Origin of the sequence: Streptomyces sp. NPDC059917 (genome assembly GCF_042730635.1) — a bacterium.
GTDB lineage: Bacteria > Actinomycetota > Actinomycetes > Streptomycetales > Streptomycetaceae > Streptomyces.
Genome location: NZ_JBHWLC010000028.1, coordinates 38456 through 60355, shown reverse-complemented (window position 1 = coordinate 60355; position 21900 = coordinate 38456). Strand labels below are relative to the sequence as shown.

General features: G+C 70.6%; 14 protein-coding genes. 3 read left to right on the top strand and 11 right to left on the bottom strand.

Features of this window, described 5'->3' with window-relative positions:
• Positions 1-26: 26 nt before the first annotated feature.
• From ACFWAR_RS18230 to ACFWAR_RS18200, 7 genes are all read right to left on the bottom strand, one after another.
• A complete protein-coding gene (locus ACFWAR_RS18230) occupies positions 27-2483 on the bottom strand; it encodes a discoidin domain-containing protein (RefSeq protein ID WP_385778243.1) in 2457 nt (818 codons plus the stop codon).
• A gap of 66 nt (positions 2484-2549) precedes the next feature.
• On the bottom strand, positions 2550-4154 hold the full coding sequence (locus ACFWAR_RS18225; protein ID WP_385778241.1) for a glycoside hydrolase family 13 protein: 1605 nt from the start codon (positions 4152-4154) through the stop codon (positions 2550-2552).
• A gap of 38 nt (positions 4155-4192) precedes the next feature.
• The gene (locus tag ACFWAR_RS18220; RefSeq protein WP_385778239.1) at positions 4193-5068 is read right to left on the bottom strand and encodes a carbohydrate ABC transporter permease; all 876 of its coding nucleotides are present in this window, start codon (positions 5066-5068) and stop codon (positions 4193-4195) included.
• Between the two features lie 57 nt (positions 5069-5125).
• Positions 5126-6031 (bottom strand): carbohydrate ABC transporter permease, encoded by a 906-nt coding sequence (locus ACFWAR_RS18215; RefSeq protein ID WP_385778237.1) that lies wholly within the window; start codon positions 6029-6031, stop codon positions 5126-5128.
• A 90-nt stretch (positions 6032-6121) separates the two neighbouring features.
• Complete coding sequence (locus tag ACFWAR_RS18210) at positions 6122-7525, bottom strand: ABC transporter substrate-binding protein (RefSeq protein WP_385778235.1); 1404 nt, start codon at positions 7523-7525, stop codon at positions 6122-6124.
• 209 nt (positions 7526-7734) lie between these two features.
• Positions 7735-8745, bottom strand: a complete 1011-nt coding sequence (locus ACFWAR_RS18205) for a LacI family DNA-binding transcriptional regulator (RefSeq protein WP_385778233.1) — start codon at positions 8743-8745, stop codon at positions 7735-7737.
• Between the two features lie 68 nt (positions 8746-8813).
• Complete coding sequence (locus ACFWAR_RS18200) at positions 8814-13100, bottom strand: discoidin domain-containing protein (RefSeq protein WP_385778231.1); 4287 nt, start codon at positions 13098-13100, stop codon at positions 8814-8816.
• A 215-nt stretch (positions 13101-13315) separates the two neighbouring features.
• On the opposite strand from ACFWAR_RS18200, the gene ACFWAR_RS18195 reads away from it, so the two are divergent.
• Positions 13316-14947: an ATP-binding protein gene (locus ACFWAR_RS18195; RefSeq protein ID WP_385778229.1), complete on the top strand. Its 1632-nt coding sequence runs from the start codon at positions 13316-13318 to the stop codon at positions 14945-14947.
• Complete coding sequence (locus tag ACFWAR_RS18190) at positions 14944-15654, top strand: response regulator (RefSeq protein WP_385778227.1); 711 nt, start codon at positions 14944-14946, stop codon at positions 15652-15654. Before ACFWAR_RS18195 ends, ACFWAR_RS18190 begins: the two co-directional genes overlap by 4 nt.
• Before the next feature lie 33 nt (positions 15655-15687).
• On the opposite strand, the gene ACFWAR_RS18185 is transcribed toward ACFWAR_RS18190, so the two are convergent.
• From ACFWAR_RS18185 to ACFWAR_RS18175, 3 genes are all read right to left on the bottom strand, one after another.
• Entirely contained in the window at positions 15688-17280 is a 1593-nt protein-coding gene (locus ACFWAR_RS18185) for a cation acetate symporter (protein WP_385778225.1), read from the bottom strand.
• On the bottom strand, positions 17277-17795 hold the full coding sequence (locus ACFWAR_RS18180; protein WP_385778223.1) for a DUF485 domain-containing protein: 519 nt from the start codon (positions 17793-17795) through the stop codon (positions 17277-17279). The genes ACFWAR_RS18185 and ACFWAR_RS18180 overlap by 4 nt, the downstream gene beginning before the upstream one ends.
• A 174-nt stretch (positions 17796-17969) precedes the next feature.
• Positions 17970-20090: a type IIA DNA topoisomerase subunit B gene (locus ACFWAR_RS18175; protein ID WP_385778221.1), complete on the bottom strand. Its 2121-nt coding sequence runs from the start codon at positions 20088-20090 to the stop codon at positions 17970-17972.
• A gap of 443 nt (positions 20091-20533) precedes the next feature.
• Between ACFWAR_RS18175 and ACFWAR_RS18170 the strand changes: the two genes are divergently transcribed.
• Positions 20534-20767: a hypothetical protein gene (locus ACFWAR_RS18170; protein ID WP_385778219.1), complete on the top strand. Its 234-nt coding sequence runs from the start codon at positions 20534-20536 to the stop codon at positions 20765-20767.
• Between the two features lie 123 nt (positions 20768-20890).
• Here the strand turns inward: ACFWAR_RS18170 and ACFWAR_RS18165 are convergent, their stop codons facing one another.
• Positions 20891-21730 carry a S1 family peptidase gene (locus ACFWAR_RS18165; protein ID WP_385778217.1) on the bottom strand — a complete coding sequence of 280 codons (840 nt, stop codon included), beginning with the start codon at positions 21728-21730 and terminating at the stop codon, positions 20891-20893.
• Between the last annotated feature and the right edge of the window lie 170 nt (positions 21731-21900).

Below are 21900 nucleotides of genomic sequence, written 5' to 3'. Positions count from 1 at the left end.
GGCGGGGTGGTCCCCCGGAGCCGGGGTCAGCCGGTGTAGGCCTCGAACTCGCTGATCTGACCGGCCGGCCAACCGGTGTTGCCGGTGACGGTCACCCGCAGCCGTCGGAGGTCGGCGCCCGCGGGGAGGGCGATGGTCACCTGGTTCCCCGAGGCCGGGTCGAAGCGGTAGTCCCGCGCGTCCACCAGGGTGGTGAAGGCCGTCCCGTCGGCGCTGCCGAGCACCGCCAGGGTCTGCGTACGGGCCCCCCAGGCGGCGGGCGGCGGCAGCTTGAGCACGACGCGCCGGACCTGGGCGGGGGCTGCGAGGTCGACGGTCAGCGACTGCGGGAAGGCGTTGTTGGCGCTCTCCCAGTAGCTGCCGGGATCACCGTCGACGGCCTTGGCCCCGTCGTAGACCTGGGTGTGCGAGGTCTCGGCCACCGGGCGGCCCCGCAGCAGGTTGCGCGTCGGGTCCGCGGTCGGCGTGGGGGTGGGGGTCGGCGTAGGAGTGGGGGTCGGGGTGGGCGTGGGCGTCGGGGTCGGGGTGGGGGTCGGGGCCGTCGGGGTCGGGGTGGGCGTCGGGTCCGGTCCCGGCTGGTCGTTGGCGGGCGGGAAGGGCCCGCAGTAGGTGCTCGGCAGCTTCCCGTTCCAGCCGGAGTTCCCCGCTCCCTGGGTGAGCTTGAGCTGCGCGCCCAGGCAGCTGTAGATCGGCTCGCCGAAGCCGATCCGGGTGGCCCTGACGTTCGTCATGGACAGTTCGGCCGGGTCGTTGAACTGGAGCGCGAAGGTCCCCGTCCCGTCGATGTTCACGTTGTCCAGGCGGACGCCCTTGGTGGTGCCGGACACGAAGTGGACCGCCGCGTAGGAGCTGTCCAGGAGGTCGCTGTCGGTCACGTTGATCGTGGCCTTGTCGATGGAGCTGTTGCGGCTGTCGAACCAGAGGGCGCCGATCGGGAAGTTCCACCCGTAGTCCGTGTTGCCGGTCCTGATCAGGGTGTTGCGGGCGAGCGTGAAGGTCCCCTGGACATCGGTGCCCTGCCCCGCGGTGACGCCGGGATAGCGGTTGCCGACGTGCAGCCCGCCGCCGTTGGACAGGGTCTCGGCGGCCACGTTGTCGGTGACGCTGATGTCCTTGCCGCCGTAGACCGCGATGTTGTTGGCCAGGATCGGGGCCACCACGGTGTTGTGGCTGAAGGAGTTCCCGACGTTCGCCTTCGTGTCGGCCCACATGGCCAGCCCGTCGTCGCCCGTGTTGCGCAGGAAGGTGTTCTCCACCGAGGAACGGGTGACGCCCCAGTGGAAGTTCACCCCGTCCGCGCTCTGGTCGAGGATCCGGCTGTTCCTGATGTGGAAGTTGTCCATCGGACCGTCCATCCAGGCCCCGACCTTGGTCCGCTGCATCCAGACGTTGTCGACCACGGAGTCCGTCATCGCCCCGCCGATGGCGTTGACCTGGTCGTCGTCGATGCGGTCGGCGATCTCGCCGATGATCGCGAAGTCCTTGAGCGTGACGCCGCGGCTGGGGCCGTTGTCCTCGTACGGCCGTATCTGGCCGCCGTACCCGCCGCCGCGCACGTACTTGCCGTAGATGCCGGCGGCGCGGGACCGGTCGGTGGCGCTGCGGCCGGTGAGGACGGAGTACCAGGGGCCGGCGCCGCGCAGCGTCACCTTGTCGACGACCACGTGGTCGGTGAGCCTGAAGGTGCCCTGGGGGATCCACACCTCCTTCGACTGGGCCGCTCCGGCGTCCACCGCCTGCTGGAACGCGGCCGTGGAATCGGCCGATCCGCCCGCGTCGGCCCCGAAGTCGGTCACCGAGAGCGAGCCCGCGGGCCGGGCCGTCGGCTCGGCGACCTGCTCGAAGTCGGCGAGGTCGACCACCGCCCAGGGGGTGGCCGCGGTCTGCGCCAGCGTGAGCCGGACCTTGGCGCCCGCGGGGAGGGTCCGGCCGAAGAGGGTCCGGGTCTCCTCGTAGAAGTGGTGCGGCTTCTCACCGGGTTGGTTGGTGAAGGGATAGCTGCCGTAGTACCAGCTGTACTTCGAGGTGAAGTCGAGGTCCTTGAGCTTGGTCCCGTCCAGCTTCAGTTCCACGGGGGCCGAGATGCCCGTACCGGCCGCGTTGTCCGGGACGGAGTAGCGGACGTTCATCGCGTTGGCGGGTTTGGTCAGGGTGAACTCGACGTACTCCCCCGCCGCGTCCAGGCGGACCGCGCTGCGCCCGGAGGCCTCGGCGGGCAGGGTCGTGTAGGTGCGGTCGGGGCCGATCACGGACCCGTTGGTGGCGGCCCGCTCCGCCTCCTGCTCCGTGAAGGGGACGGTGGCCCCGCGCCCCTGGACGTCCAGGGGCGACAGGGCGGCGGGAGTGGCCGCCGCGGCCGGGGCGGCGGCGGTGAGGACCGGCAGGGCGGCGGTCGCGGCGAGGGCCGCGGTGGCCAGGGCGGCGATGAGGGCGGCGCTCACCGGCCTGGCCCGCGGTGGGGTCGTGCGGCTCGTGGGGCTCATGTCGGGACCTCTCCCTGGGTGGGGACGAGCGGGGGGTGTGGGGGGGCCGGTGGTCTGGCCGCGGCGTCAGGTCCGCAGCCAGACCGCCGTGTCCTGCGCGAGCAGCCCGGCCCGGTCCAAGGGGGCGCTGCTCAGCAGGAGTTCGGTGTGGCCGGGCAGCGGCACCGGCGCGTCGGACAGGTTGACCGCGCAGACCAGGCCGTCCGGGCGGGCGAAGGCCAGTACCCCGTCCGGCGCGGGCAGCCAGCGCATCGAGCCCGCCCCGAACCCGCGCGCGGCCCGGCGCAGGCCGAGGGCCAGCCGGTAGAGGCTGAGCATCGACTCCGGGTCCTCGGCCTGCCGGTCCGCGGCGTACGTCGCCCAGTGCTCCGGCTGGGGCAGCCACGGGCTCCGCCAGGGCTCGGCGGACCAGGGAAGCGGTACCCGGCAGCCGTCCCGGCCGGGGTCGCGGCCCCCGGAGCGGAAGTGCATGGGGTCCTGGATCCGGTCGAGCGGGACGTCGGCTTCCGGCAGGCCCAGTTCCTCGCCCTGGTAGACGTAGACGGCGCCCGGCAGGGCGAGGGTGAGCAGGGCCGCCGCGCGCGCCCGGCGGGTGCCGAGGGCCAGGTCGGTGGGGGTGCCGAAGACCTTGGTGGCGAAGTCGAACCCGGTGTCCTGGCGCCCGTAGCGGGTCACCGTGCGGGTGACGTCGTGGTTGCAGAGCACCCAGGTGGCGGGGGCGCCGACCGGCGCGTGTTCGGCGAGGGTCTCCTCGATGGAGGTGCGCAGCCGCGCCGCGTCCCAGGGGCAGCTGAGGAAGGAGAAGTTGAAGGCGGTGTGCAGTTCGTCGGGGCGCAGGTAGCGGGCGAAGCGCTCGGAGTCCGGCAGCCAGACCTCGCCGACGAAGATCGCGTCGAACTCGTCGGCGATGGCGCGCCAGGAGCGGTAGATGTCGTGCAGCTCGTCCCGGTCGATGTAGGGGTGGGTCTCGCCGGGCCAGGGCTCGCCGGGGCGGCCGGCCAGGTCGGGCAGGGCCGGGTCCTTGGCGAGCAGGGCCGCGGAGTCGATCCGTACGCCCGCCACGCCGCGTTCGAACCAGAAGCGCAGGACGTCCTCGTGCTCGCGGCGGACGGCGGGGTGGGCCCAGTTGAGGTCGGGCTGCTCGGGGGTGAACAGGTGCAGGTACCACTCCCCGTCCGGTACCTGCGTCCAGGTCGCCCCGGCGAACTGCGAGGGCCAGTCGCCCGGGGGCAGTTCGCCGTGCTCGCCCCGGCCGGGGCGGAAGTGGAAGAGCTCGCGCTCCGGGCTGCCGGGTCCGGCGGCGAGGGCGGCGCGGAACCAGGCGTGCTGGTCGGACACGTGGTTCGGGACGATGTCGACGATGGTGCGGATGCCCAGGCCGGTGGCCTCGGCGATGAGCTTCTCCGCTTCGTCCAGGGTGCCGAAGGCGGGGTCGATGGTGCGGTAGTCGGCCACGTCGTAGCCGCCGTCGGCGAGCGGCGACAGGTACCAGGGCGTGAACCACAGGGCGTCGACGCCCAGTTCGGCGAGGTAGGGCAGCTTGGCGCGGACGCCCGCGAGGTCGCCGGTGCCGTCCGCGTCGCCGTCGGCGAAGCTGCGCGGGTAGACCTGGTAGATCGCCGCGGTGCGCCACCAGTCGGCGGCGGCTGCGGGCAGGGGAAAGTCGGCCACGAGGGGTGGTCCTTTCGCACGGGGCGGGAGAAGGGTGGTCAGCCCTTGAGGGAGCCCGCCGTGAGGCCGCTCATGATGTTGCGCTGGAAGATCAGGAACACGATGAGCGTGGGCGCGGAAGCCATGGCGAGCGCCGCGATCAGGTGGTTCTCGGGCACGCCCGTCGACAGGGAGTAGATGCCGACGTTGAGCGTCTGCAGGGCCGGGTCCGGCAGGGTGAGCATCGGCCAGAGGAAGTCCTTCCAGACGCCGACGATCGCGAAGATGGACACGACCCCGAGGATGGGGCGGGACATCGGCAGGACGACGGAGCGCAGGCTGCGCAGGGCGCTCGCCCCGTCGATGGATGCGGCGTCGAGGATCTCTTGCGGGATCGAGTCGAAGAACCGCTTCAGCAGGAAGATGTTGAAGGCGTTCGTCACGGACGGCAGCCAGATCACCCAGGGCGTGTTGAGCAGGTTCCGCTGGATGAGGGGCATGTCCAGGACGGTCAGGTACTGCGGTACGACGAGCACGGTGGCGGGGATCATCAGGGTCGCCAGCATCATCCCGAGGACGGCCTTGCCGAAGACGGGGCGCAGCCGCGAGAGCGAGTAGGCGGCCGCGACGTCGAGGACGAGTTGGAAGGCCAGCGCGCCGAAGGCGTAGTAGACGGTGTTGAAGAGCAGCTTGGCCAGGTCCATGACCTTCCAGGCGCTGGTGTAGTTGGCGGTGTGCAGGGAGCCGGGCACCAGGGTGGGCGGGACCTCGGCGAACTCCTCGGTGCTCTTGAGGCCGTTGGCGACCATCCAGTACAGGGGGCCGAGGAAGACGAGGGTGAAGCCGACGACGACCAGGACGAGGACCGTCCAGTAGAGGACCTTGCCCCGGGTCCGGCCGAGTTGGGCCGGCGAGATCAGCGTGCGCTCTGCCATGTTTCGGGCTCCGGTCCGTTCTCGTCTCGGGTCAGTTCTCGGGGTGGTTGCCGGGTGTCAGTTCTCGTTGTCGCGGCTCAGCCGGACGTAGGCGGCCGAGAAGCCGGCGAGCAGGACGAGCAGGCACAGGCCCAGGGCCGCGGCGCCGCCGTACTGGTTGAAGTTGAAGGCGTACTGGTAGATGAGGATCACCACGGTCGTCGTCGACCCCTCGGGGCCGGCGCCGCCGGTGAGCAGGAACGGCTCCACGAAGACCTGCATGGTCGCGATGATCTGCATGAGCAGCATCAGCGAGAGGATGAGCTTGGTCTGCGGGATGGTGATGTGCCAGATCTTGCGGAGCAGTCCCGCGCCGTCGAGTTCGGCGGCCTCGTAGAGCTCGCCCGGGATGCCCTGGAGGGCGGCGAGGTAGATCAGGGTCGCGCCGCCCATGTTCATCCAGGTGGCGGCGAGGACCACCGAGAGCATGGCGGTGTCGGTGGACTGGAGCCAGTCCTGGGCGGGGAGGTGGAGGAAGACCAGGATCCGGTTGAAGAGGCCGTATCCCGGGTCGTAGAAGTATTTGAACAGCAGGACCGAGGCGACCGGCGGCATCATCACCGGAAGGTAGACGAGCAGCCGCAAGAACCCTTGTGCGTGGCGGAATTCGTTGAGGACGACGGCGACGAGGAAGGGCACCACGAAGCCGAGGAGCAGGGCGAGTCCCGTGAACAGCAGGGTGTTTCGCCATGCCTGCCAGAAATTCGGGTCGTTGAAGACGTAGCGGAAATTGTCGAGGCCGGCCCAGCGGGTGACGCCGTTCTCGGTCTTCTGGAAGGCCAGGACGAACTCCCGGACCATCGGGTACCAGGAGAAGAAGGCGAAACAGAGGACCGCGCCGATCAGGAATCCGTGGGCGGAAACGTTCCGCTTGAATGCCCGGACGAAGGCTTCTCGGGATCCGGGCGGGGTGGGGGCCGACATCGCCGCTCCTTGGTGGGTCGCAGGGCTGAACACGGCGGGGCGGGGCGGGCGGGACCGGGCCGGGGAGGCGTCCCGGGCCCGCCCGGCGCCCTACTGGTTGGCCAGCACCTGGTTGACCGCCTTCTCGGCGTCGCCGAGCAGCTGCGCGGGGTCGGCGTCCTTGTTGGTGAGGACCCCCGACATCACCTTGTCGAGCACCTTGTAGACCTCCTGGGCCTTCGCGGGTTCGCCCTTGGGCGGCACCGGGTTGTCCAGGAAGGACTTGAAGTTGGCGACCGGCATCGTCGCGCTCGCGGCCTTCAGGGCGTCGCTCTGCTCCTTGGAGGCACCGACGAAGAAGGCGGGCTGCGGCAGGCCGACCGGGAGGCCGTCGGCCTTGCTGCGCGCGAAGTCGAACTGGCCCTTGCCGACCGTGAGGGTCTTGAAGTTCAGCCAGGCGATCGCCGCCTTGATCTTGTCGGGCGAGCTGCCCTTCTTGATCATGTAGCTGTTGCCGCCGAAGAGCGTGGACGCGCCGCCGGGCAGCGGGCCCATCCCGAAGGTGTCGTACTTCGCGCCGAGCTGCTGGACCATGTACGTGATGTCGTCCGGGGCGGCGAGGAACATGCCGAGCTTGTCCGAGGCCATCTGCTTCTGCAGGTCACCCCACTTGAGCAGCTGGGTCTTGCCCATGCTGTCGTCCTCCCAGCGCATCGCCTTGAGGTTCTCGACGATCTGGCGCCCGGTGGGGTTGTTGAAGGCGGCCTTGCCGTCGGCCCCGACGACGTCGCCGCCCATGCCGTACAGGGTCGCGGTGTAGTGCCAGCCGCCGGTGTTCTCCACGCTGTACTCGCCGAAGCCGGCGGTGCCGTTGCCCAGCGCGGCGATCTTCTTGGCGGCCGCGCGGACCTCGTCCCAGGTGCGCGGCGGGGTGTCGGGGTTGAGCCCGGCCTGGGTGAAGAGCTTGCGGTTGATCAGCAGGCCCATGGTGTAGTTGCTGGTCGGCAGGCCGTAGAGCTTGCCGTCCTGCTTCAGGACGTTCATGACGTTCTTGTCGATGGTGTCGAGGGCGGGGACCGACTTCGGCGTGACGTACGCCGAGATGTCCTCGGCGCCGCTGTTGTCGAGCACCTGCTTCAGGTCCGTGAAGTACGTGTAGAACACGTCCGGCTGGGACTTGGCCTTGAGCATCGCGGTGAACCGCGGGGGCTCCAGGCACTGGCCGGGGGTGGAACGGCCGTCGATCGTGACGTTCGGGTAGATCTTCTTGAACGCCTCGACGTCCTCCTTCCACTCCTTCAGCTCGGCCGCCTTCGCCGCGGGCGGCATGCAGTCGATGGTGAGGGTGACCTTGGTGTTCGGGTCGAGTGGAGCGGAGGCGTCGGCGGGGGCGCCGGGCGCCGCCTTGTCCGGCTTGCCGTCGCCGCTGCTGCTCGTACCGCAGGCCGCGAGGGCGGTGACGGCGAGCGCGGAGACGAGGGCTGCCGCGACGGCGCGGCGGGTGTTGCTTCTCATCGATGGACCCCTTCGAGCATCGAGCAGGAGTGCGTGGGGGCGAGCGCGGCACACTCAACCACCAGCCACAGATGAACGCAAGATCTCGCGCAGATTTCGTAATACATTGACAGGACAGACCGGATCGAGTGCGTCATGAGACGCAAAAAGAGAGCCCCCGTACGTCACATGGACGTACGGGGGCTCTGTCGATCGGTGCCCGGGGCGACCTAGTCGCGCGGGGCCTGGGCGGTGGAGCCGCGCACGACCAGCTCCGGCTCGAAGAGCAGCTCGCCGGGCTGGACCGCGGCGCCCTGGATCTGCGCCGTCAGCAGCTCCACGGCGGCCCGGCCCATGGCCTCGATGGGCTGGCGGACCGTGGTCAGCGGGGGTTCGGTGCAGTTCATGAAGGCCGAGTCGTCGTAGCCGACCACGGAGACCTGCCGGGGTACGTCCAGACCCCGCCGGCGGGCCGCCCGGACGGCCCCCAGGGCCAGCGGATCGCTCGCGCAGATGATGCCGGTGACCCCGCGGTCCAGCAGCCGGGAGGCGGCCGCGTGGCCGCCCTCCAGGGAGAACAGCGCCCGCTCGACGTGGGCCGCGGGCAGCTCGGTGTGCGCCGCCGCGGCGACGGCCTGGGCCGCGACGAGCTTGCGCAGCGAGGGCATGTGGTCGGGCGGCCCGAGCACCAGGCCGATCCGCTCGTGACCCAGGGAGGCCAGGTGGCGCCAGGCCTGCTCGACCGCGACGGCGTCGTCGCAGGCGACGCAGGGGAAGCCGAGGTCCTCGATGGAGGCGTTGATGAGCACCACCGGGACCTTGCGGTCGGACAGCAGCCGGTAGTGCTCGTGCGGGGCGTCGGCCTGGGCGAAGAGTCCACCGGCGAAGACCACGCCGGAGACCTGCTGCTGGAGCAGCAGCTCGACGTAGTCCGCCTCGGAGACCCCGCCCGTGGTCTGGGTGCAGAGCACGGGGGTCAGCCCCTGCTGGGCCAGGGCTCCGCCGATCACCTCGGCGAAGGCCGGGAAGATGGGGTTCTGCAGTTCGGGCAGGACCAGGCCCACCAGCCGGGCGCGCTCGCCGCGCAGCTGGGTGGGCCGCTCGTAGCCGAGGACGTCGAGGGCCGTGAGCACGGACTGGCGGGTCGCGTCCGAGACCCCCGGCTTGCCGTTGAGCACCCGGCTGACCGTGGCTTCGCTGACTCCCACCTTCTTCGCTACCTGAGCAAGTCGTCGCGTCATGAGCGCAAGACTAGCGCAAGCGACGCAAGTCGCTTGCGCTAGTCTTCGGCCCTCTTGGCGGGGCCGATTTACGGCAGTTGGTTGATCTTCAACGTCGAGGTCGTGTTCCGCACGTCCACGGCGTTGTCGCTCGTCTTCAGGTTGTGGATCTCGACTTCACCGACCGCGGGACCCTGGCCCGCTTCCGGCATCTCGTTGGCCCAGAGCCCGAAGCCCGATTTCGCATCGTAGGCGTCGCCGCTCTTCTTGGCACCCGTGATGGTGATGTCCCGCAGGATCGTGTCCTTGATGGGATTGACCGGTTGGCCTCCGATGTACTGGGTCTGGAACATGATGCCGCTGTAGGTCGGATCGACGATGTCGACGTTGTTGATCCGGATCCCCTGGAACACCTTCGAGGCGGAGAAGATCCAGATTCCGGGGAAGGTCTGCGCTCCCCAGAAATGGCCGCCCGAGCGCAGGATCGAGATGTTCTCGAAGGTCGTCGGATCGGTGCCGAATCCGTTCATCGGATAGCCGAAGTCCAGCGAGCTGATCGTGATGCCCGAGTAGACCAGGGTGTCGGCGATGAGGATGTTGCGGAAGGTGTTGTTGAAGCCGCCGTAGACCGCGACCCCGGCCGCGCGCCAGGTCAGGAGGGTGGTCAGGTTCTCGTAGACGTTGTTCTTCATGTCGGCGCCGCCCGCGTCGATCGCGGAGAAGAGCGCGAAGCTGTCGTCGCCCGTGGAGCGCGCCTCGTTGTTGGAGACGAGGTTGTCCGTGCTGCCGTTGGTCATGTTGATGCCGTCGGCGTAGGTGTCCCGGATCCGGGAGTTCTTGATCGTGATCCGGTCGGTGTTGGCGCCCCAGTAGAGGCACACCGTGTGCTCGTTCCAGACGTTGTCGATGGTGATGTCGGTGACGTTCGAGAAGTCGAAGACCTTGCCGGGGCCGTCGATCCGCGAGGTGTAGTTGCCGAAGTAGGCGAAGCCGGAGAAGGAGGATCCCTTCGCCGTGCCCTCCGCCCGCCAGCCGATGTCCGTGTTGTCCTGCGCGGTGGGCGCGTGGAAGCGGGTGAACCACGGGCCCGCGCCGACCACCTGCACGGCCTTGCCGTACACCTGGAACTTGCTGGCCGTGTCGTAGTCGCCGGGCGGCAGGTAGACGCCGACGAGCTTGCCGGTGGTGTCCATGCGGACCTTGTCCAGGGCGTTCTGCACGTCCTGGTGGCCGAATCCGGTGGGCACGGCGTACGCCGCCGGGTCCGGGTTGGGTATCGCCGTGGCCTGCTCCAGGCTGACGAAGTCGATGGCGTAGGTGGAGGTGTTGGCCGCGTCCTTCTGGAGGCGGATCTTGCTGCCGGCCGGAACGGTCTCGCCCAGCAGGACGTTGGCCTCGTCGTAGATGTGCCGCGGAGCGCCGGCGCCGGGCGAGTTCCCCGGGGAGGCCTCGGCGCCGTACAGCCAGGCGTACTTCGAGGTCAGCGGGAGGGCCTTCTTCAAGGTCCCGTTGACGTAGACGTCGATGGTGGCGTCGATGCCGCCGCCGCCCGGGGCGTCCGGGATGGAGAAGCGGGTGACCAGGGTGTTGGTGGCGGCCCGGGTGGTGAACTCGACGTACTCGCCCGTCGCGTCGAGGCTGACCGCCTTGCGGCCGGAGGCCTCGCCCGCGATGTCACCGATGGTGCGGTTCGGGCCGACCACGCTCGCCCCGCCGCCCACGACGCCGTCCTCGGCCTCGTAGGTGTCGAAGGGCATGTTCGCCCCGCGGCCGACGAAGAAGGCCTTGGTGCTGGTGTTGTTGGCGCGCTTGACCGGCAGTTCGTTGGCGTCGTCGGCGAGCACCACCTTGACGGTGTACTTGCCGTTGGCCGCCGTCCAGCCGCCGAGGACGACCGGGGCCGAGGAGGCGCCGGGCGCGAGGGCGCCGCTGAAGGAGCCCGTCAGGGTGCGCACGGTGGCGCCGTTCGCGTCCAGCAGGGTGAGCGTGATGCCGTGCGACCCCGCGGCCGCCGCGACGGTGCCCTGGTTCTTCACCGTGACCGAGAAGTCGACGTTCTGGCCCACGGCCGGCGCGCTCGGGCTCCAGTTGACGGCCGCGGCCACCAGGTCGGAGCTGTCCACCGGCCGGATCACCAGCGGCGGGGCGGTGAAGGAGTTGTTCGTGTCGTTCTGCTCGATGACCGTGTTCGCCTCGTCGACGATCGCGCTCAGCGGGTAGCTGCCGGCGTCGCGCGGCCCGATGGAGGCGGTGACGTTCGCCTGCGCGCCCGCGGCCAGGGCCGGGACGTTGGCGGTGGCCGCCTTCGAGCCGCCCAGCTGGAAGGTCACCGCGGTGGCGGCGGCCGCGGCCGGACCGCTGTTCTTGACCGTGGCGGAGAGGGTCACCGGGTCCGACTCGACCGGGGCGGCCGGGGCGGTGCTCAGCGCGGTGATCACCAGATCCGGGTTGGGCGCGGGGACGCCGATGACCTGGAACTCGGCGATCTGGCCGTTCCCGGCGCCGCTGTTGGCCGTGAAGCGCAGCTGTACGTCCGCCACGCGGGCGCTCAGCGCGATGGTGGCGGTGTTGCCGGAGGCCGGGTCGAAGACGTAGTCCTTGGCGGCGACGAGGCTGGTGGCGCCGGAGGCGCCCTGTTCGCGGCCGAGCACCTCGATGCGCTGGGTGCGGGCGCCCCAGCTGCCGCTGGGATTGAGCTTGAGGACGAGCCGGTCCAGGTCCGCGTTGGCTCCGAGCTTGACCGTCAGGGTGCTCGGGTAGGCGCCGCCCGCGCCCTCCCAGTAGGTCGCGGTGTCGTTGTCGTTGGCGTTCTCGGCGACGAAGGCGTTCGTCACGGACGAGCCGGCGATCTCCTTGCCGACGGCGAGGTTGGAGCCGCCGCCCCCGGTGCCGTTGCGGGTGACGGAGTTGCTGTCGCCCGAGCGGTTGCCCGCCGCGTCCTTGGCGCGGACGAAGTAGGTCACGCTCGCGTTGGTGGGCTGGGTGTCGGTGTAGGTGGTGACGTTGCCCGCGACGGTCGTGCGCAGCGCGTTGTTCGCGTACACCTCGTAGCCGGTGACGCCGACGTTGTCGGTGGCGGCCTGCCAGGTGAGCTTGACCTGGCCGGCGGTGGGCTCGGTGAAGGCCAGGGAGCCCGGGGCGGTCGGCGCCTGGGTGTCACCGGTGTCACCGGCGCGGGTCACGCTGTTGCTGTTCGGGGACTGGTTCCCGGCGGCGTCCTTGGCGCGGACGTAGTAGGTCACGCTCGCGCTGGTGGGCTGGGTGTCGGTGTAGGTGGTGACGTTGCCGGCCACGCTGGTGCGCAGCTGGTTGTTGGCGTAGACGTCGTAGCCGGTGACGCCGACGTTGTCGGTGGCGGCCTGCCAGGTGAGCTTGACCTGACCGGTGGCGGGCTCGGTGTAGGCCAGCGCGGTGGGGGCGCTCGGCGCCTGGGTGTCCCCGGACTGGGGCCCGTAGATCTCCAGTTCGGAGAGCTGGCCGCCCGGCTGGACGCTGTTCAGCGAGATGAGGACCCGGAGGTAGCGGGTGGTGGCGGCGTCGAAGGTGACGGTCACCGCGTTGCCGCCCGCCGTGGTGAAGTCGTAGGCCTTGGAGGCGGTCAGGTCGGTGAAGTCGCTGCCGTTGGCGCTGCCCTGGATCTTCAGGGTCTGGGTGCGGGGGCCCCAGTTCTCGGGCAGCCGCAGCACCACCCGGTCCACGCGCAGCGAGGCGCCGAGGTCGGCCTGGATCCACTGCGGCATCGCGTTGTTGACGCTCTCCCAGTAGCTGGCGCGGTTGCCGTCGTTGGCGTTGGAGGCGACGTAGGACTGCGTGTTGCTGCTCGCGGTCAGGGTCTTGCCCAGGGCCAGGTTGTCCGAGGACTCGCCCGGGGCCCGGACCTCCAGCTCGGCGAGCTGGGCGGCCGGCCAGCCCGTGTTGGCGGTGATCTCGATCCGGACGAACCGGGTCTGGGTGGCCGGGAAGCCGATGGTCACCGTGTTCCCGCTGCCCTGGCCGAAGGTGTAGGTGGCCGAGCCGACCAGGGTGTTGAAGCCGGTGCCGTCGGCGCTGCCCTGGACGGACAGGGTCTGGTTGCGGTTCTCCCAAGCCGCGGGGAGCTTCAGCACCACTTGGTCGACGCGCGTGGTGGCGCCGAGGTCGGTCTGCACCCATTGCGGGAAGGTGCTGCCGGCGCTCTCCCAGTAGGTGGACTGGTTGCCGTCCGTGACGGCGGCGGCCGTGAAGGAGCCGTTGGTACTGCTCGCGGATGCGGGCCTGCCCGCGGCGATGTTCGGACCGCCCGCGGCCGTGGCGGTCAGCGCCGGCCATCCCAACATCAGCAGGGCCGTGCTGATCAGGGCGGCCAGGGCCCGCCATCTCCAGCTGTGCCTTCTCATACGTCCTCGTCCCTCGACATGAGTTTTCTGAACCAGGTGACATAGGAATTTGCGTACTGCGGTGCGAGAATTGCAGAGCCTTGGTCAGTCGTCTACCGCCATGACCACACTTTTCCTCCTGAAACACTTGCGCAAGCAGCACGCAAGCAGCGCAAGGAATTTGCGTGCCCTATGGAAATTCCTAAAAAGCGGAAGCCGCCCTACGGTTCGTACTCATGCGGTCCCACCTCACGAGCGCCACGGGCGCGACGGGCGCCCGGCGCTTCGGCCGCCCCCGACGGGCGGTCTCCCAGATCCTGCTGACCCAGCTGGCGATAGCCGCCGGGGTCGCCGTTCTGGCCACCGGCCTCTTCCTGGCCCCGCTCGGCTCCCAGCTCGACGACCAGGCCATGCGGCGCGCCCTGGCCATCGCGCAGAGCACCGCCGCCGACCCCGATCTGCCCACCGCCCTGCTGTCCGGCCCGCCCGCGCCGGACGGTCGGGTCCAAGCCATCGCCGAGCGCGTCCGCCGCGCCACCGGAGCCGAGTACGTCGTCGTCGTGGACCTCCGGGGCATCCGCCGTTCCCACCCCAGCCCCGAGCTGATCGGGCTGCCCGTCTCGACCGACCCCGCCGACGCGCTGGCCGGGCGCGAGGTCATGGAGATCGACGAGGGCACCCTCGGCCGATCCGCCCGCGGCAAGGTCCCGCTGCTCGCGACCGACGGCGAGATCGTCGGCGCCGTCTCCGTCGGCATCGCCTACGACAACGTCCGGGACAGGCTCGTCGGCGCCATCCCGGGCCTGCTCGCCTACGCCGGCGGCGCGCTGGCGGTGGGCGCCCTGGCCGCCTTCGTGCTCTCCCGCCGGATCCAGCGCCAGACCCGTGACCTGGCCTTCTCCGATATCGCCGGGCTGCTCGCCGAGCGCGAGGCGATGCTGCACTCCATCCGGGAGGGCGTCGTCGCCCTCGACCGGGCGGGCCGCGTCCGACTGGTCAACGACGAGGCGGCACGGCTGCTCGGCCTCGCCCCCGGCGCCCCGGACGCCGCCGGGCGCCCCCTGGAGGAACTGCTCGGCCCCGGCCGGACCACCGACGTCCTGGCGGGCCGGGTCACCGGGCGCGACCTGCTCACCGTGCAGGGCTCCCGGGTCCTGCTCGCCAACCGCATGCCCACCGAGGACGGCGGCGCCGTCGCCACCCTGCGCGACCGCACCGAGGTGGAGCACCTGGGCCGCGAGCTGGACTCCACCCGTGGCCTGATCGATGCCCTGCGCGCCCAGGACCACGAACACGCCAACCGGCTGCACACCCTCCTCGGCCTGCTCGAACTGGGCCTGCACGAGGAGGCCTCGGAGTTCCTCACCGAGGTCGTCGGCGTGCACCGCAGCACCGCCGAGCAGGTCACCGAGAAGGTCCACGATCCCCTGCTCGCCGCGCTGCTGGTGGGCAAGGCCACCGTCGCCGCCGAACGCGGCGTCGCGCTGCGCCTCGCCCCCGCCACCCTCCTGCCCGACCGGCTCGTCGACCCCGGCGGCCTCGTCACCATCGTCGGCAACCTCGTCGACAACGCCCTGGACGCGGCGGTCGGCTCGGCCGATCCCCGGGTCGAGGTGGAACTGTGCGCCCGGGGCCGCACCGCCGTGCTGCGGGTGCGCGACAGCGGCCCCGGGGTGCCCGCCGACCGGCGCGAGGAGATCTTCACCGAAGGCTGGTCCACGAAACTGCCCAGCGGGCACCGCGAGCGCGGGCTCGGGCTCGCGCTCGTACGCCGGCTCGCACAGCGCCAGGGCGGCAGCGCGCGGGCCGGTGAGGCGCCCGACGGCGGGGCCGAGTTCCGCGTCGAACTGCCGGAGGCCCTGCGGTGAGCGGCTCCCCGCTCCAGGTCCTGGTCGTGGACGACGACCCCCGGGTGGCCCGGATCAACGCGGCCTACGTGGCCAAGGTGCCCGGCTTCGAGGTCGCGGGGCGGGCCCACTCGGCCGCCGAGGCGCTGGCGTTCATCACCGCCAGCCCGGCGGACCGGCCGGTGGACCTGCTCCTGCTGGACCACTACATGCCCGACGGCAGCGGGCTCGACCTGGTCGGATCGCTGCGCCGGCTCGGCCACCAGACCGACGTGATCATGGTGACGGCCGCCCGCGACCTCGCCACGGTCCAGGCCGCGATGCGCCTCGGCGCCCTCCAGTACCTGGTGAAACCGTTCACCTTCGCCGGGCTGCGCGCCAAGCTGGAGGCGTACGGGGCCCTGCGCCGCGCGTTGGGCGGGGGCGGGGAGGCCGAGCAGGCCGAGGTCGACCGCATCTTCGGCGCCCTGGCCGGGGCCGCCACGCCCAACGAACTCCCCAAGGGCCACTCCCCCACCACCGCCGACCTGGTCCGCCAGGTCCTGCGGAGCGCCGACGGCCCTCTGTCGACCCAGCAGATCGCCGACCTGGCGGGCATCAGCCGCCAGACCGCGCAGCGCTACCTCAAGCTCCTCGAACGCAGCGACCGCGTCCGGCTCTCGCTGCGCTACGGGGAGACCGGCCGCCCGGAGCACCGCTACACCTGGCTCCCGACCGCGCACCCCTGAGGGGTGTCCGGGTCCACCGGACACCCCCGGCCCTCACACCGCTCCGGCGCCGGTCAGCGAGCGGACCTCGGTCTCGGCGTGCCGGGCCGCGTCGGGGACCTCGGCCGAGGTGACCGTGCCCAGCCAGCCCGCCAGGAAGCCGAGCGGGATCGAGACGATGCCCGGGTTCTGCAGCGGGAAGTACTGGAAGTTCACGTGCGGGAACAGTGCGTCGGGGCTGCCGGAGACCACGGGCGAGAGCACCACCAGCAGCACGGCCGGGACGAGCCCGCCGTACACCGACCAGACGGCCCCCCGCGTGGTGAAGTCCCGCCAGAACAGCGAGTACAGCAGCACCGGCAGGTTCGCGGAGGCCGCGACCGCGAAGGCCAGCCCCACCAGGAAGGCCACGTTCAGGTCCTGGGCGAGCAGCCCGAGGGCGATCGCCACCGCCCCGATGCCCACCGCGGCCGCCCTGGCCACGGTCACTTCGCTGCGCTGACGCGCGTGGCGCCGCTTGAGCGAGGCGTACAGGTCGTGCGCGACGGAGGCCGAGGAGGCCAGCGTGATCCCGGCGACCACGGCGAGGATCGTCGCGAACGCGATGGCGGCGACGATCGCGAAGAGCACCGCGCCCCCGGTGGAGTCGGCCCCTCCGCCGAGCTGGGCCGCGAGCAGCGGCACGGCCGTGTTCCCCGAGGCGTTGGAGGCCCGCACCTGGTCCGGGCCCAACAGCGCGGCCGCACCGAACCCCAACACGATCGTCATCAGGTAGAAGCCCCCGATGAGCCCGATCGCCCACACCACCGAGCGGCGGGCCGCCCGCGCGGTCGGCACGGTGTAGAAGCGCGACAGGATGTGCGGCAGCCCGGCGGTGCCGAGGACCAGCGCCAGCCCGAGGCTGATGAAGTCGAAGCGGGCGGTCCAGTCACCGCCGTACTTGAGCCCGGGGTTCAGGAACTCCTTGCCGTGGCCGCTGCGCGCGGCGGCGCTGGTCAGCAGCTGGTTGAAGTCGCCGTGGAAGCGGAGCAGGACGAGCACCGTGAGCGCGACGGCCCCGCCCATCAGCAGCACCGCCTTGACGATCTGGATCCAGGTGGTGGCGCGCATGCCGCCGAAGGACACGTAGATCACCATCAGCGCGCCCACGCCGATCACGGTCAGGGTCCGGGCCCCGGTGCTCGAACTGCCGAGCAGCAGCCCGATCAGGCTGCCCGCGCCGACCATCTGCGCGACCAGGTAGAGCACCGAGACGGTGACGGAGGAGACGCCCGCGGCGATCCGGACGGGCCGCTCGCTCATCCTGGCCGCCACCACGTCGGCGAGGGTGAAGCGGCCGCAGTTGCGCACCAGCTCGGCGACCAGGAACAGGACCACCAGCCAGGCCACGAGGAAGCCGACGGAGTAGAGCAGGCCGTCGTAGCCGAAGAGGGCGATCAGGCCGGAAATGCCCAGGAAGGACGCGGCGGACATGTAGTCACCGGCGATGGCGAAACCGTTCTCCAGAGGGGAGAACAGCCGCCCTCCCGCGTAGAACTCCTCCGCGGAGCCGTGCCGGTTGCGGCTGACCCAGGTGGTGATGCCCAGGGTGACCGCGATGAAGAGGCTGCACAGGATGAGGGCCAGCGTCTGGTGTTCGGTGCTCACCGCTGGGCCCCCCGGGTGCGCTCCTGGCCCCGCTCCTGCTCGAAGACGGTCCAGCGCAGGTCGAGGGCGGCGCGGTCCCGGCGGAGCCGCGCGTGGCGCGTGTAGGCCCAGGTGAGCACGAAGGTGCTGAGGAACTGGCCGAGCCCGGCGAGCAGGGCCACGTTGACGGCGCCCACGACGGGTCGGGCCATCAGCCCCGGCGCGGCGGTCGCCGCGACGATGTAGGCGAGGTACCAGAGGAGGAAGCCGAGGGTGGCCGGGACGACAAACCTCCGGTAGCGGCTGCGGACCTCCTGGAAGGCGGCGCTGCGCTGCACCTCCAGGTAGATGTCGGCGGCGCGGGGATCGCGCCGGCCGTCGTCGTCGGATGCGGTGGCCGAGCGCGGGCCGGGGGCCTGCGCCCCGGCCTCCCCCGTCTCGCCCTCGCCCTCGCCCCACCCCGCGGCGAGCGCCTCGTACCAGGGGTCGTCGTACCGGATTATCGTTCCGGCATCGCGCCCTTCTTGCTTGTCCACCGGGCTCTCCTTGTCCGCCGCCGCAGTGGCCGCGTACCGCCCAGGATGTGCGGAAGGAAGGGTTCGCCACCGGTGACCCGGTTCTCTTCACTCCATCAGGTGATGGACGGACGAGGGAGCGAGGACGAGCGGTGGCGGGAGCCCGGTCGGGCCGCGCGGCGGCCCGACCGCGGATCAGGCGTCGATGCGCGAGCGGTCCAAGGTCGCCGCCGAGCTGGTGATGAACTCCTTGCGGGGCGCCACCTCATTGCCCATGAGCAGGTCGAAGACCTGCTCCGCCGAGTCCAGGTCGCCGATGTTGATCCGGCGCAGCGTGCGAAAGCGCGGGTCCATCGTGGTCTCCGCCAGCTGGTCGGCGTCCATCTCGCCGAGGCCCTTGTAGCGCTGGATGCCGTCCTTGTAGCGGATGTTCTTGCGCTGGTACTCCAGCAGCGTCTGGCGCAGCTCGTTGTCGGAGTACGTGTAGACGTACTTGTCCTGGCCCTTCTTGGGCTGGACCAGCTCGATCCGGTGCAGCGGCGGTACGGCGGCGAAGACCCGGCCCGCCTCGACCATCGGACGCATGTAGCGCTGGAAGAGGGTCAGCAGCAGGCAGCGGATGTGCGCGCCGTCCACGTCGGCGTCGACGAGCAGGACGATCTTTCCGTAGCGGGCGGCGTCGATGTCGAAGGTGCGGCCCGACCCGGCCCCTATGACCTGGATGATCGCGCCGCACTCGGCGTTCTTGAGCATGTCCGAGACCGAGGACTTCTGGACGTTGAGGATCTTGCCGCGGATCGGCAGGAGGGCCTGGAACTCGGAGTTGCGCGCCAGCTTCGCGGTACCGAGGGCGGAGTCCCCCTCGACGATGAACAGCTCGCTGCGCTCCACGTCGTCGCTGCGGCAGTCGGCGAGCTTCGCCGGCAGCGAGGAGGACTCCAGCGCGGTCTTGCGGCGCTGCGCCTCCTTGTGCTGGCGGGCCGCGATCCGGGTCCGCGCCGCCGCGACGATCTTCTCCATCACGGAGCGCGCCTGCTGCTTGTCGTCGCGCTTGGTCGAGGTCAGGAACGCCTTGAGCTCCTTGGCGACCACCGCGGCGACGATCCGGGTGGCGGCCGAGGTCCCGAGGACCTCCTTGGTCTGACCTTCGAACTGGGGTTCGGCGAGGCGGACGGTCACGACGGCCGTCATGCCCTCCATCGCGTCGTCCTTGACCACGTCGTCCTCGGCCACGCGCAGCAGCTTCGCCGAGCGCAGCACCTCGTTCACCGTCTTGGTGACCGAGCGCTCGAAGCCGGACATGTGGGTGCCGCCCTTGGGCGTGGCGATGATGTTGACGAAGGACTTGACGTTGGTCTCGTAGCCGGTGCCCCAGCGCAGGGCGATGTCGACGCCCAGCTCGCGGGTGACCTCGGTGGGGGTCATGTGGCCGCGGTCGTCCAGGACCGGCACGGTCTCCTTGAAGGTGCCGGAGCCGGTCAGTCGCAGGACGTCGCAGGCGGCCTTGTCCTGAGCGAGGTAGTCGCAGAACTCGCTGATGCCGCCGTCGAAGCGGAAGGTCTCCTCCGTCTTGCCGGCCCCCTCGAGCGCCCGCTCGTCGCGGACGACGATGGTCAGGCCCGGGACGAGGAAGGCGGTCTGGCGGGCGCGCTGGTACAGCGTGTCCAGCGTGAGCTTGGCGTCCTTGAGGAAGATCTGCCGGTCCGCCCAGTAGCGGATGCGGGTGCCGGTGCGGCCCTTGGTGACGCGCTTGCCCTTGCGCAGGCCGTTGGCCGGGTCGAAGGGGCTGTCGGGACCCTGCTCGGTGAACATCCCCGGCACCCCGCGACGGAAGCTGATCGCGTGCGTGGAGCCGTTGCGGTCGACCTCGACGTCGAGGCGGGCGGAGAGCGCGTTCACCACGGAGGCGCCGACGCCGTGCAGGCCGCCGGAGGCCGCGTACGAGCCGCCGCCGAACTTTCCACCGGCGTGCAGCTTGGTCATCACGACCTCGACGCCGGAGAGCCCCGTCTTGGGCTCGACGTCGACCGGGATGCCACGGCCGTTGTCGCGGACCTCGACGGAGGCGTCCTCGTGGAGGATCACCTCGATGTGGTCGCAGTAGCCGCCCAGGGCCTCATCGACGGAATTGTCGATGATCTCCCACAGGCAGTGCATGAGGCCACGGCTGTCCGTGGACCCGATATACATGCCGGGGCGCTTGCGGACGGCCTCGAGGCCCTCGAGGACGAGCAGGTGCCGCGCGGTGTAGTTGGAACCGTCCCGGTCTGCTCCGGACAGCAGCGCGCTGGAAGGCACGGACGTGTCGGCGGTCACGCAGTTCGCTCCTCGCTGAATTTCTTTTCTGGCCCGGTCGGGCGCAGGGGTGGCTCGGGTGCCGCTCAGAGGGTATCGAGGCCTGTTAGAGCCTATGTAACGCCACCCTCGTGATCCTTCAGCCTAGTGCAGACCCGCACGGATGTTCGATCGCTCGTTGGAGTGAAGCAAACATCACGTTCCCTTCCAGGCATGAACCATTTAGGGTTCGGGCACGTCCTCATCAACAACCGGCCTTCGCCGGAGAGGGCTGAACCTGCAAGAAGCAACGACAGACAACGCGAAACCGTAAAGCAATGCAATACGGCTCCTTCGCCGCCAACCGGCAACAGCCGGCCAGCTTCGGAAGGAAGTTTCGAGGAAAAGCCGCGAGCGGGAACGTTTTCGGCCTGGTTGGATGTTGACCCTGGTACGACAGCTCGTCGAGCTAGAGAAGAGGCGACGTGACTACTGTTCTGACACCCGCGACCCCGCTGACGGCCGCTGATCGATGCGACCGTTGCGGCGCCCAGGCATACCTGCGCGTCGTCCTGCTGAGCGGCGGTGAACTGCTCTTCTGCGCCCACCACGGGCGTAAGTTCGAGCCGGAACTCAAGAAGATCGCCGCGGAAATACAGGATGAGACTGAGCGGCTTACGACCGCTCCGGCCACTGTGGCCGACCCCGAGGACCGCTGACACAGGCCTATACCTCGCATCCCGACGAGCCAGGACCGGCGCACGCCGGTCAACGGGCGGTACCCCTGAGACCCAGGGGGACCGCCCGTCCTCATGTCCCGGCACGCCCGAAGGCGACCCGTCTCAGCCCTGCCGACCCGCCCCGCCGACGAAGTCGATCAGCGGGGCGATCCGCGTGTACACCCCGGGGCTGTCCGCGCGCCCGCAGCCGCGCCCCCAGGACACCAGCCCGATGAGCTTGCCCTGGGCCACCAGAGGCCCCCCGCTGTCCCCCTGACAGGCATCCCTGCCGCCTTCCCTGGCCCCCGCGCAGACCATCGTGCCCGCCTGGTACTGACCGTCCGCGTCGCCGGGGTAGGCGCGGACGCAGTCCTCGTCCGCCAGCACCTTCACCCGAGCGGCCTGCAGCGCGTACGCGTAGTCACCGAAGCCGCTCGTGTCCCCCCAGCCGTATACGGTCGCGTCCGCACCGGGGGCGTAGCCCGGATGCCCGCCGGCGGCCATCGGAAGGACGTACCCGGCGGGGACGGCCTCGCGCAGCTCCAGTACGGCGATGTCCCCGGCGTTGGTGAACGGGTCGTAGGCGGGGTTCACCCGGGCGCCGCTGACCGCGATCTCACGGCCGTCCCCCGCGTTCAGCTCGGTCCGGCCGGCGATCACCACGAAGTCGGACACCGACTGGACCGGGCCGCCCAGCACGTTCTCGCCCAGGCAGTGCGCCGCGGTGAGCACCTTGGTCGGGCCGACGACCACTCCCCCGCAGAACTGTCCGGCCCGCGTACGCCCGAACCGGTCACGGCTGGACAGGGCGACCACCCAGGGACTGTCCGCCACCTTCGCGGGCTGCCCGCCGATCACCACACCGTCCGCGAGGGCGCGGGGCGCCTGGGCCAGCGGGGCCACGCCCGCTCCCGCCACGAGGGTCAGCGCACCTGCCATGGCTCGGGCAAAGGGACGACGCATAGGGCCTCCTGACTCTGTGTGGACATGACTGCACCCAGAGTGGAATGACCGGTGGCCGCGCGCCCCCCCCCGCGGCCCCCGGGAGAACCCCAAAACCCGGGTTTGGATATTGCAGGTTGTGGCGCAGCCACAGCGAGCGGCGCGGGTGGGGGGGGGTGGGGAAAGTGTTT